Raw genomic sequence first — 11,997 nt, 5'->3', positions numbered from 1 at the left:
ACTACACACGATGCTGATCGAGGGCCCATACAACATGCTCCCGGAGCATGGGCGATGGGTGATTCAGGCGCTTTCGCAATGCCGTGACAACCGTTACTGATGAAGGGGCATTACCCAGGGCTACGGCAATGTTACGCAACCAGCGCGTGTGTCCCAAGCGGCGGATCGCAGAGCCTTCAGTGGTCTTCAGGAATCTGGCTTCGTCCCAGTTGAACAGCTCGACCAGGGTGGAGCTGTCGAGTGAGGCACGGGGCAGGAAATCGATCTCTCCGGTAAGTTTGGCGAAACGGTTCCAGGGACAGACCTGCATGCAGTCGTCACAACCGAAGATCCTATTGCCTATATCGGGTCTTAGCGCTTCGGGGATCGAGCCATGCAGTTCGATGGTCAGGTAGGAGATACAGCGTCTGGCGTCCAGCTGATAGGGGGCGACTATGGCCTGGGTGGGACAGCAGCTGATACAGGCCGAGCAGTCACCGCAATGGTCCTGTGCCGGTGAGTCGCAGATCAAAGGTATATTGGTAAAGATCTCTCCCAAAAAGAACCAGGATCCTGCATCCCTGGCAATCAGGTTTGTATGTTTGCCAATCCATCCCAGTCCCGCCTTTTGCGCCAAGGGCTTTTCCATCACCGGCGCCGAGTCGACAAACACCCGGAAATCGGCGTTGTCCACCCCGGTGCGGATCAATTCCACCAGTCTCTGTAATCTTTTACGCAGTAACTTATGGTAGTCACGGCCCAATGTATAGCGAGCGATAAAGGCCAGTTCGGGATCCGCCAGGACTTGTTCGGACTGAGTCAATGGTTCCGGCAGATAGTTTAATCTGGCCGATATGATGCGAGTGGTGCCGGGTTCCAGTTCAGCGGGACGGCTGCGCTTGGTGCCATGTTTTTGCATGTAGTCCATTTCACCGTGGTAACCTCTGGCAAGCCAACTGTTCAGTTCGGATTCCGCCCTGGTGATCTCGGTATCGCTGATACCGATGGCACTCAGTCCCAGGATTTGCGCCCATGCCTTGATGTTTTGGGTCAATTCCTCCAGCTGATCTTGTTGCAATATTTGAAGCCCTGAATGCGCCATATATGGTTGTCGGGTTAATCGTATGAAAGCGGCTGACTGTGGATGGATAGTGGAGTGTCACTATAGCTCAGTTGTAGTATGACTCCTATCTGTTCACTTGGTGCTCGAACACATTTTGAAGCCTCATATGCAACAGGGTATGGTTGCTCAAGCACAATGGGTAAAGAGCGTGGATTGGAACCTGGACTTTGATTGAGAATAATCGAATGCGTGTTATGCCACATATCGAAGAGCTGCCCTATGCCCTTTATCGGGCGGATCAGGTGAGAGAGTTCGATCGTATCGCCATCGAGGAGTTCAACATCCCCGGTGCGGAGCTGATGGAGCGTGCCGGAAGCCGAGCCTATCAGTTCATGCAGGATCGATGGCCGGATCTATCTGAGATCGTCGTGGTCTGCGGTATGGGCAACAATGGCGGCGATGGTTATGTGGTTGCTCGATTGGCCAGCCAGGCCGGCATACGGGTACGGGTACTGCAGTTGGGTGACGCCCTGCAACTAAAGGGGGATGCCCTGATCATGGCGGAGTCCTGGACAGCCCTGGGCCATCCCATAGAGCCCTTTGAGAAGCTGGGTAAAACCGATCTGATCGTGGATGCCATCCTGGGTACGGGACTTGAACGTGATGTGAGGGGAGATTGGGCGTCGGCCATCGAACAGATAAACCGTCATCCTGCGAATGTATTTGCCATCGATATCCCTTCCGGGCTGCATGCCGATACCGGGCGTATTATGGGTTGTGCCATCGAGGCACGCGCCAGCATCAGTTTCATTGGCCTGAAACAGGGGATGTTTACCGGCCGGGGGCCTGATTGCTGTGGTGAGATCGTTTTCGATGCCCTGGAAATCCCGGCACGGGTCTATGCCCATCAACGGCTTGCCTGCAAACGCATCGACTGGCAAAAGCGCTCCAGCCTCATCCTGCCCAGGCGACGCACCGCCCATAAGGGTGATTTTGGTCACCTGCTGGTTATTGCCGGTGACCGGGGCTATCCGGGTGCTGCCCGCCTGGCAGCCGAAGCGGCCGCACGGAGCGGGGCGGGTCTGGTGACCCTGGCTACCCATCCCGACCATGCCCACTGCCTGAATCTGGGCCGTCCCGAACTGATGGTGCGGGGAGTGACTGGGGTGGAGGAGCTGGAGCAACTGATGGATCGCGCCGATGCCCTGGTGCTGGGGCCTGGTCTGGGGCGAAATGAGTGGGGAGAGATGTGCCATCGGGCTGCCAGTGGTTTCACGCTTCCGCTGGTCATCGATGCGGATGGTCTCAACTGGTTGGCCGATCAGCCAAGGCGGCGGGAGAATTGGATCCTGACACCGCACCCGGGGGAGGCATCGAGGCTTCTCGGTTGTGATATAGCACGGGTGGAAAATGACCGATTTAGCGCAGTGGAAGAGATACAGCAGCGCTTTGGGGGGGTTGTGGTACTGAAAGGTGCGGGTACCCTGATAGGTGATGGCAGTGCTCAGCCCACCTCACTCTGCAGTGACGGTAATCCGGGTATGGCAACAGGGGGGAGCGGTGACGTCTTAAGCGGCATCATCGGCGCCATGATAGCGCAGGGCCACCCAGGTCTCGAAGCTGCTGAATTGGGGGTCTGTCTGCATGCGGCAGCGGGTGACAGGGCTGCAATCAAGGGTGAAATCGGTCTCTTGGCCGGTGATCTGCTGCCTGAAATACGCACCCTTCTCAATGGTATTGGTGACAGTGTTTGAAATAGAGGTCAAAGGCGAGCAGCGACAGGAGGCGGTTGGTGCCTGTCTGGCATTGAACTGCAGACCACCCTTTATTGTCTATCTCGAGGGAAACCTTGGGACGGGAAAGACAACCCTCGTAAGGGGGTTTCTGCGGCAGCTCGGGTACCAGGGAAGGGTCAAAAGCCCGACCTATACTTTGCTAGAGCCCTACGAATTGGCGGGTCAATCCTACTACCATTTTGACCTCTATCGTCTCTCTGATCCCAGGGAGTTGGACTATTTAGGCATTGAGGATCTGTTGAATAGGGATGCATTACTGTTGATAGAGTGGCCTGAAAAGGGTATCGGTGTATTGCCCCAGGCGGATCTGATGGTGCATTTCACCCACCATGATCAGGCGCGGAGGATAAAATTCGAAGCTGTGACCGATCGAGGTGCAAAATCTCTCCCGGAGTTGCAGAAAGCACTGGCAAATGTTTAAGTTTTTTAAAGAAAAATTGCCTATCCTACAGAAAACCTTGGAAAAATGATTATAGCGTGCTATTTTTAGGATGAATTTGCTCGTATTCAAAGGTCATGGGGAAATGAGGAAGAATTGCCTACTGCTGCTGCTGATGTTGCTGAGCAGTCTCCCTCTCTACGCTAAACAGTCGCAGATCACCGGCTTGCGCATCTGGTCGGCACCCGATCATGTCAGATTGGTGTTCGATGCGAACAGTCAGATCAGCCATAAGATCTTCACCCTGAAGGGGCCTGATCGCCTGGTGCTGGATCTGAAAAACACCACCCTGACCGAACATCTTCCCGACCCAACCAAAGAGAACAAGATCATCCGGGGCATGAGATCCGCGGTTCGCGACAAGCGTGATATGCGAGTTGTATTCGATCTTACCAGCGCGGTCAAACCTAAGAGCTTCTCACTCAAGCCCAATCGGGAGTACGGCCATCGTCTGGTTATCGATCTGTATGATGACAAACATACCGCTGCCCGACGCACCCAACCGGTGAAGACAGCAAAGGCGCTGGGGAAGCGGGATGTGGTAATTGCCGTGGATCCGGGTCATGGTGGTGAGGATCCCGGTGCCCGTGGCGTCAAGGGAACCTATGAAAAGGACGTGGTGCTGGCGATAGGGCGTAAATTGGTTGCAGCGATCAATAAACAGAAGGGTATGCGGGCGGTGCTGATTCGTGATGGTGACTACTATCTCGGATTAAGAAAACGGATTGCCAAGGCGAGAGAGGCCCAGGCGGATCTGTTCGTGTCGATTCACGCCGACGCCTTTCACAACCGCAAGGTGCGGGGTTCATCGGTCTACACCCTGTCGCGTAGCGGGGCCTCCAATGAAGCGGCCCGTTGGTTGGCGGAAAGGGAAAACAGTGCGGACCTGGTGGGTGGTGTCTCCCTCGAGGATAAGGATGACATGCTCGCCTCCGTATTGCTCGATCTCTCCCAGATCGGCACCTTGCAGGCGAGTTCTGAGGCCGCCAACCGGGTATTGAGGCAGCTCAAAGGGCTGGGTAAAACCCATAAGCGCAGGGTGCAGCAAGCGGGTTTCGTGGTGTTGAAGTCTCCAGATATCCCATCCATGCTGGTGGAGACCGCGTTTATCTCCAACCCGGATGAAGAGCGGCGCCTGAGGAGTAAGAAACACCAGCAAAAGGTGGCCACCGCCCTGATGAAGGGGATTCGCGACTATTTCAAATTCCAACCCCCCCCTGGAACCCTGCTTGCCTCCAATCAGGCGCGAAAGGCGCCGCGCAAGCATGTCATCTCCCGGGGTGAAACGCTGATCGCCATTGCCAATCGATACCAGGTCAGTGTCAGTCGACTGCGTAATGCCAATGAGCTGAAAGGCGATACCATTCGGATCGGCCAGGTGCTGCAGATTCCCGGCGGCTGATCTCAGATCCCCTATCCCTATCAACGCTTGATTTCCTGCCATATCGGCTTGGCCATGGCCCGTTTCCTGGATGGATGGCACAATAGCCCATTCCGACAGCTTCCACCGATGACAACCGCCAGCTGATTATGCCGATCCGTATCCTGCCGCCACAACTTATCAATCAGATTGCCGCTGGTGAAGTGGTGGAGCGTCCGGCATCGGTGGTCAAGGAGTTGCTGGAGAACAGCCTTGATGCGGGTGCGCATCAAATCGATATTGAGATCGACCAGGGGGGTATCAAGCGCATCCACATTCGCGACGATGGGGTGGGAATTGTGAAACAGGAGTTGAGCATGGCCCTGTCGCGACATGCCACCAGTAAGGTCACCCAGTTCAAGGATCTGGAATCACTTCGCAGCATGGGTTTTAGGGGTGAAGCGCTACCCAGTATCAGCTCGGTTTCCCGTCTCAGACTGATCTCCCGTCATCAGGAGGCCGATGAGGCCTGGGAGGTTAGGGGGGATGGATCGGATACAGTCACGGAACCCAGTCCGGCGGCACATCCTCCAGGCACCAGCATCGAGGTGTGCGATCTCTTTTACAATACCCCGGCGAGGCGTAAGTTTCTGCGCACTGAAAAGACCGAATTCAATCACATCAATTCACTGTTTCAACGCTTTGCCCTGGCACACTTCGGGGTGGGGCTCTCTCTGCACCATAATCGACGTCAGATCCATAGGTTGCCACCCTGTCGTGATCAGCACGACAGGGAAGGACGCATTCAAAGCTTGCTTGGAGCCGGCTTTCTGGAGCAGGCGCTACCAATCGAAGAGCAGACCGGCGATCTGCGCCTGAGCGGGTGGGTGGCAAGACCGAGTTTTTCACGCTCACAGGCGGATATGCAATATTTCTACGTCAACCAGCGAATGGTCAGGGATAAGCTGGTCACCCACGCAATTCGCCAGAGTTATCAGGATGTGCTCTATCATGGCCGTCATCCTGCTTATCTGCTGTTCCTTGATTTGGACCCGCGTAAGGTGGATGTGAATGTGCACCCGACAAAACACGAGGTGCGTTTTCGCGATTCCCGCTCTATCCACGATTTCATCTATCGGGGCCTGCACAGGCTGCTGGCCGAGACGCGACCCCAGCCCAGCCAGGAGAGTGTTGTTGCATCAGTAGCGCCGGCGAGTGAATCGGCCTATGAGCGCTTACAACAGCAGGGTATGAATTTGCGCGTGGCCGAGCGTCCTGCTGCCTATCGAGCAGCATTCGCGGCGCAACAACCCACCCATGCTGAAGAGGATTCAACGGCCCAGTCTACCCAACCAGAGCAGATACCGCCGCTTGGGTTTGCCCTGGGACAACTGCATGGTGTCTATATCCTGGCGCAGAACGAAGCCGGCCTGGTGTTGGTCGATATGCATGCAGCTCACGAGCGCATCACCTATGAGCGCTTCAAACAGACTCACGGCGGTGATGGCATCACCAGCCAGCCGTTGTTGGTTCCTGTCACGGTTGCGGTGAGTGCGTCCGAGGCGGACTTGGTAGAGGAATTTCAAGGATTGTTGCGCCAACTCGGCATCGAAGTCAGCCGCCTGGGCAGGGATTCCCTGGCGATCAGGACGATTCCGGCACTGCTGCGGGGTGCCGATGCGGAGACCCTGTTACGCGATCTGCTATCCGATCTTGCGGAATATGGCCACACCGACCGTATGCAGGTGGAGATCGAAAAGGTGTTGGCCACCATGGCCTGCCATGGATCCGTGCGGGCCAATCGACGGCTTGAACTGGATGAGATGAATGCCTTGTTACGCGATATGGAGAGGACCGAACGTGCAGATCAGTGCAATCATGGCAGGCCCACTTGGGTGCAGATGACACTAAGCGAATTGGATAGACTCTTTCTAAGGGGTCGATGAGATGGGAATCGGAGAACCGGCTCAAGGTTTACCGCCTGCCATTTTTCTTATGGGGCCTACCGCCTCGGGAAAGACCGAACTGGCAGTGCAACTGGTCAAGCGCCTGCCGCTGGAGATCATCAGTGTCGATTCGGCGCTTATCTACCGGGGTATGGACATAGGTACAGCCAAGCCGGATCAGACCACGCTGCAGATTGCGCCGCATCGGCTAATCGATATCAGGGATCCAGCGGAGAACTACTCTGCCGCAGCATTTCGGCAGGATGCCCTGGCTGAAATGGCTGCAATCACCAGGATGGGAAGGGTCCCCCTGTTGGTGGGCGGCACCATGCTCTATTTCAAGGCCCTTGAAGAGGGGCTTTCTGACTTGCCGGAAGCCGATCCCGGGGTCAGGGCGCAATTGGATCAGGATTTACAAAGGCTCGGTTTGCAGGCGTTACACCAGCGTCTGTCCCAGCTGGATCCCACAGCGGGGCGGCGTATCCATGCCAATGATCCCCAGAGGATCCTTCGAGCATTGGAAGTGATTGAGATCAGCGGAAAAACCCTGACTGAACTTCAGCAGGGTAGCGCGGGTCATAGATTGCCATACAGTGTGTTGAAGCTGGTGCGGGCACCCGGGGAACGAACTCTATTACACGCACGTATAAAAAGACGCTTTCTTGAGATGTTGGCACAGGGATTCGAACAGGAGGTCAGATCATTGATGGATCGGGGTGATCTCTCACCCGCGATGCCCTCGATGCGGGCCGTGGGGTATCGTCAGATGCTCAGTTACCTAGCGGGTGAGTTATCTCGGGATGAGATGATAGAAAGGGGCATAATTGCCACGCGACAGCTGGCGAAGCGTCAATTCACCTGGTTGCGAAGCTGTGAGGGGTGCCACTGGCTCGATGAAGAGAGAGGGGTGTTTGAACAGGCGTTGGAACTGATTTCAGGCCGGTTCTCGTCATTTTTCACCCCTTCCTAGCCTCTTTTAGTTGATTCGGGTACTATTTTTCATTCATTGCTATTGATATTTTGAATACATGGACAAAAAAACATTGTGCTAAACTTGCGCCTGTGGCGTCGTTTTTTTTCTGTTGCCAGCATACATTGTGCGCTTAATATCACTGCCAAATTAGAAACACAATAAGGAGAAACTCCATGTCTAAAGGGCAAAGTCTACAAGACCCTTTTTTAAATGCACTGAGGAAGGAACGCGTGCCAGTATCGATTTTTCTAGTCAACGGTATCAAACTGCAGGGACAGATTGAATCATTTGACCAGTTTGTAGTGCTTCTGAAGAACAGTGTCAGTCAAATGGTCTATAAACATGCAATCTCAACGGTCGTACCCGCGCGGAATGTCCGTATTCAGCATGCGAATGGCCAAGGTGAAGAGCCAGCACCACCCACCGGTACTGGCAATTTCTAGCCTTTACGAACAGTTTGCTATCGGGCCTATCGCATACAAGGTATGCCCGATAGCATAGTCCTCTACCTCCCGGCCTATCCTCTCTGATCCAAATATGTTTGAACGTCCCAAAGCGGGTGAACGCGCTGTACTTGTCCATCTTGATCTGGGTGCAACCAGGGATCAGGGTGAGATCAACGAGTTTCGTGATCTGGCGCTCTCTGCAGGCGCGGAGATCGTATCCTTTGTCTCGGGGAGCCGGCAACAACCCGATCCCAAGCTCTTTGTCGGGCGAGGTAAGGCGGAAGAGATCAGGCAGATCGTCGCCGATGAGCGTGCCGACCTGGTGATTTTCGACCATACACTCTCTCCCAGTCAGGAGAGAAATCTCGAACGGGAGTTCAAATGTCGGGTCGTCGATCGGACTGGCCTGATTCTGGATATTTTCAGTCAACGGGCGCGCTCTTTCGAGGGTAAGCTACAAGTGGAGCTGGCCCAGTTACAACACCTCTCTACCCGTCTGGTGAGAGGATGGACCCATCTGGAACGTCAGAAAGGCGGCATTGGCCTGCGCGGACCGGGTGAGACCCAGTTGGAGAGTGACCGGCGTATGCTGAATCAGCGTATTCAACAGATCAAACGACGTCTGGTGCGGGTGGATTCTCAACGTGAGCAGGGACGACGCGGGCGCGAACGGGCTGATATCCCCACAGTCTCCCTGGTTGGCTATACCAATGCGGGTAAATCCACGCTTTTCAATACACTTGTTGGTTCCAGGGTCTATGCCGCTGACCAGTTATTCGCGACCCTCGATCCAACCTTGAGGCGACTGGATCTTGAGGGTGAGGGGGCGGTGGTGTTGGCCGATACTGTCGGTTTTATCAGCCATCTGCCCCACGATCTGGTAGCCGCCTTCAAATCCACCCTGCAAGAGACAACTGATGCCTCTCTGTTGCTGCATGTGGTGGATGCATCCAGCCATCAGAGGGCGACCTGTATAACGGAAGTGAACAGTGTGCTGCAACAGATCGGCGCTGATAAGGTCCATCAGATAGAGATATTCAACAAAATCGATCAACTTGCCAATGTTGATCCCAGAATTGACCGGGACAATAGTGGTCAGATTATACGTATCTGGCTCTCTGCCATTACCGGCGAAGGAACCGAGTTGTTGCATCAGGCGCTCGCTGAGTTCTTTCGTAAAAATCATATCCAGCAGCGGCTGCGATTGAATCCTGAGGATGGACGCTTGCATGCGCTGCTGTTTGAACGCGGTTCGGTGCTGCAGGAGTCGAGTACCGATGAGGGGGGCTGGGAGATGGATATCGATATGTCTGAGCGGGAGTTCCTGAAACTCTTGAAGGAAGAACCTCTATTGCAGAATTGTATTATCGGTTAGTGTTGAGTGTCACAGAATCCATCACGATGTACACTACCCCCCCGGGTACTGATAGAATGGCGCCAGATTGGGGTTTGATGGATATCCTAATACGGATTGAATTTGGCTATAGTCGTCCCCATAAATAGATATCCGCTGCTTGAGTTAACGCGGATTAAACCAGTAACAATAGTTGGAGTGTTCAATGGCCTGGAATGAACCGGGTGGAAACGGTAAAGATCCTTGGAGCGGTAAAGGTGGCGATCAAGGTCCACCAGACCTGGATGAAGTGGTAAAAAAGCTTCAGGATAAATTCGGTGGAATATTCGGAGGCGGCAAGCCTTCCCGGGGCGGTTCCTCGATTGGCGGTGGCTCAGGGCCTGGTTCCAAAACGATCGGTGTGATCGTCGCTATCGGGCTGATCGTCTGGCTCGCCAGCGGAATCTATATCGTCGAGCCCGCCGAGCGTGGCGTGGTACTGCGCTTCGGCGCCTATTCAGAGACCACCGAGCCGGGACCCCACTGGCATATCCCGTTTCCAATCGAAAGGCGCATTCTGGTCAATGTGGACCAGATATCCTCATTTCGTCACAAGGCGCAGATGTTGACCCGGGATGAGAATATCGTCGATGTGGAGTTCACCATCCAGTCCCGTATACAGGACGCAGCCGACTTCCTTTTTCAGGATCGGGATCCGAACAAGACCTTGCGCGACGCAACCGAGACCGCGGTGCGTGAAATCATCGGTAAGAGCGATCTCGACTTTATCCTGACCCAGGGGCGTGGCGCCATAGCGGCTCGGATAATGACTGGTGCCCAGGGCTTGGTCGATACCTACAAGACAGGCCTCATTATCACCAGTGTGAATATGCAGCCCGCGAAGCCGCCGGAGCAGGTGAAGAGTGCATTCGATGACGCCATCAAGGCCCGCGAGGATAAGGAGAAGCTGGAGAATCAGGCCGAAGCCTACGCCAATGAGGTCGTACCCAAGGCGCGTGGTGAGGCGGCACGCCGTACCGCCGACGCGAATGCCTACAGAGACCGGGTGATTGCCGAAGCGGAAGGTGATGTGAGCCGTTTTCTGGCGATTCTCAAAGAGTATCGTCTTGCACCTGAAGTCACACGGGAGCGTCTCTATCTGGATGCAATCGAGTCGATGTTGGGGCAGTCAAGCAAGGTTATGCTGGACACGGAGGGTGGCAACAGCCTGATGTACCTACCTCTGGATAAGCTGATCCAAGGTAGTGAGAAGGGAAGTACCGTGAGAGAGCAACAGTTTTCTACTCAAGAGTCCTCGCGCAGTCAGAGCGGTAGCGGTCCGATCCGCAATGTGGATCGTACAAGGGGGGTTCGTTGATGAAAGCGTCTAAATTGTTAATCCCTGTGGCAGCGATTGCTGGAATCATTGTCTATGCCTCCGCTTTCGTTGTGAATCAGTGGGAGGTGGCATTGAAGCTGCGTCTGGGTGAAATTGTCGCCACTGACTACAAACCGGGTCTCCACTGGTTGGTGCCGGTACTGAACAATGTCCAGACCTTCGATGCCCGGATCCAGACCATGGATGCCCGTCCCGAACGTTTTCTCACCGCTGAGAAGAAGGATGTTATCGTCGACTATTTCGCCAAATGGCGTATCGCCAGCGTAGCGCAGTATTATCGTTCCACCGGCGGCAGTCTCGACAAGACCGCGCGCCTGTTGCAGGAGCGTATAAATACCAGTCTGCGTGATGAGTTTGGTAAACGCACGGTGCAGGAGGTTATCTCCGGCGAGCGTACCGAGATCATGGACAAGCTGACCAAGGATTCCGATGCCAAAGCGGCAGAGTTAGGTGTCGAGATCCTCGATGTGAGGGTCAAGCAGATCGATCTGCCCCCGGAAGTGAGTGAGTCGGTCTATCAGCGGATGCGCGCGGAACGTGAACGTGTAGCCAGGGACCTTCGGGCCAAGGGTGCTGAGGCGGCTGAGAAGATCCGCGCCAACGCCGATCGTGAGCGCGTGGTCATCGTGGCCTCCGCCTACCGGGAGGCGGAAAAACTACGTGGTGAGGGTGACGGCAAGGCTGCGGAGACATACGCCAATGCATATAAACAGGACAGCGAGTTCTACTCCTTCTATCGGAGTCTGAATGCCTATAAAAATAGTTTTCAAAACCGTTCTGATGTGATGGTTCTGCAACCTGACTCCGATTTCTTCCGCTACTTGAAGAACCGCGGGGGTCAGTAACCTCAAGTGACAAATCAGCCACCACCTGCGCTACGGGTGGTGGGCTGATTCGCATCGCACCATTACTGTTCAGTCATTCTGTAGTCATAACCCCTTGATTTTCCAATATCGGCTTGCTTGATCCGATCCGCATGGACAACAGGGTCCTGCTCTGAGAGAATGGCCGGCGGTCCTGGCGGGCCGCATGCTTACGACCGGGATGATCCCCGGTTTTTTTATGGGGAATTCATCGATGTGGCATGATTTGCTTGTAGCGCTGGCGCTATTGTTGGTGATCGAGGGGATATGGCCCTTCCTGAGCCCGAATAGCATGCGGGAAGCACTCTTGATGATAGCTCAGCAAGATAACCGCTCACTGAGAATCAGCGGTTTTGTCAGTATGGTTTTCGGGGTAATCCTGCTCTACCTGGTGAACTAA

General features: G+C 54.7%; 11 protein-coding genes. 10 read left to right on the top strand and 1 reads right to left on the bottom strand.

Annotated elements, in window-relative coordinates:
- Position 1 precedes the first annotated feature (1 nt).
- Positions 2-1,081 carry a tRNA epoxyqueuosine(34) reductase QueG gene (gene queG / locus R2K28_RS12710; RefSeq protein WP_442871397.1) on the bottom strand — a complete coding sequence of 360 codons (1,080 nt, stop codon included), beginning with the start codon at positions 1,079-1,081 and terminating at the stop codon, positions 2-4.
- A gap of 206 nt (positions 1,082-1,287) precedes the next feature.
- On the opposite strand from queG, the gene R2K28_RS12705 reads away from it, so the two are divergent.
- The 10 genes from R2K28_RS12705 (at position 1,288) to R2K28_RS12660 (ending at position 11,997) form a co-directional block, all read left to right on the top strand.
- Positions 1,288-2,796, top strand: a complete 1,509-nt coding sequence (locus R2K28_RS12705; protein WP_316364836.1) for an NAD(P)H-hydrate dehydratase — start codon at positions 1,288-1,290, stop codon at positions 2,794-2,796.
- Positions 2,789-3,259, top strand: a complete 471-nt coding sequence (gene tsaE / locus R2K28_RS12700) for a tRNA (adenosine(37)-N6)-threonylcarbamoyltransferase complex ATPase subunit type 1 TsaE (protein ID WP_316364834.1) — start codon at positions 2,789-2,791, stop codon at positions 3,257-3,259. The genes R2K28_RS12705 and tsaE overlap by 8 nt, the downstream gene beginning before the upstream one ends.
- 103 nt (positions 3,260-3,362) lie before the next feature.
- Positions 3,363-4,679: an N-acetylmuramoyl-L-alanine amidase gene (locus R2K28_RS12695; RefSeq protein ID WP_116444363.1), complete on the top strand. Its 1,317-nt coding sequence runs from the start codon at positions 3,363-3,365 to the stop codon at positions 4,677-4,679.
- A gap of 128 nt (positions 4,680-4,807) precedes the next feature.
- A complete protein-coding gene (mutL, locus tag R2K28_RS12690; protein WP_316364830.1) occupies positions 4,808-6,583 on the top strand; it encodes a DNA mismatch repair endonuclease MutL in 1,776 nt (591 codons plus the stop codon).
- Between the two features lies 1 nt (position 6,584).
- Entirely contained in the window at positions 6,585-7,553 is a 969-nt protein-coding gene (gene miaA / locus R2K28_RS12685) for a tRNA (adenosine(37)-N6)-dimethylallyltransferase MiaA (RefSeq protein ID WP_316364828.1), read from the top strand.
- Between the two features lie 176 nt (positions 7,554-7,729).
- Positions 7,730-7,999, top strand: a complete 270-nt coding sequence (gene hfq, locus R2K28_RS12680; protein WP_069125889.1) for an RNA chaperone Hfq — start codon at positions 7,730-7,732, stop codon at positions 7,997-7,999.
- A gap of 94 nt (positions 8,000-8,093) precedes the next feature.
- Positions 8,094-9,377: a ribosome rescue GTPase HflX gene (gene hflX, locus R2K28_RS12675; RefSeq protein WP_316364824.1), complete on the top strand. Its 1,284-nt coding sequence runs from the start codon at positions 8,094-8,096 to the stop codon at positions 9,375-9,377.
- A 184-nt stretch (positions 9,378-9,561) separates the two neighbouring features.
- Positions 9,562-10,713, top strand: a complete 1,152-nt coding sequence (gene hflK / locus R2K28_RS12670) for an FtsH protease activity modulator HflK (RefSeq protein ID WP_316364822.1) — start codon at positions 9,562-9,564, stop codon at positions 10,711-10,713.
- Positions 10,713-11,579, top strand: coding sequence for a protease modulator HflC (gene hflC, locus R2K28_RS12665; RefSeq protein WP_316364820.1), 867 nt, complete (start codon positions 10,713-10,715; stop codon positions 11,577-11,579). The genes hflK and hflC overlap by 1 nt, the downstream gene beginning before the upstream one ends.
- Before the next feature lie 232 nt (positions 11,580-11,811).
- Entirely contained in the window at positions 11,812-11,997 is a 186-nt protein-coding gene (locus R2K28_RS12660; RefSeq protein WP_116447622.1) for a DUF2065 domain-containing protein, read from the top strand.

The organism is Candidatus Thiodiazotropha sp. CDECU1 (genome assembly GCF_963455295.1).
In the GTDB taxonomy this organism is placed as follows: domain Bacteria; phylum Pseudomonadota; class Gammaproteobacteria; order Chromatiales; family Chromatiaceae; genus Thiodiazotropha.
The sequence above is the reverse complement of the archived record's forward strand: the minus strand, read 5'-3'. Positions and strand labels throughout refer to the sequence as shown.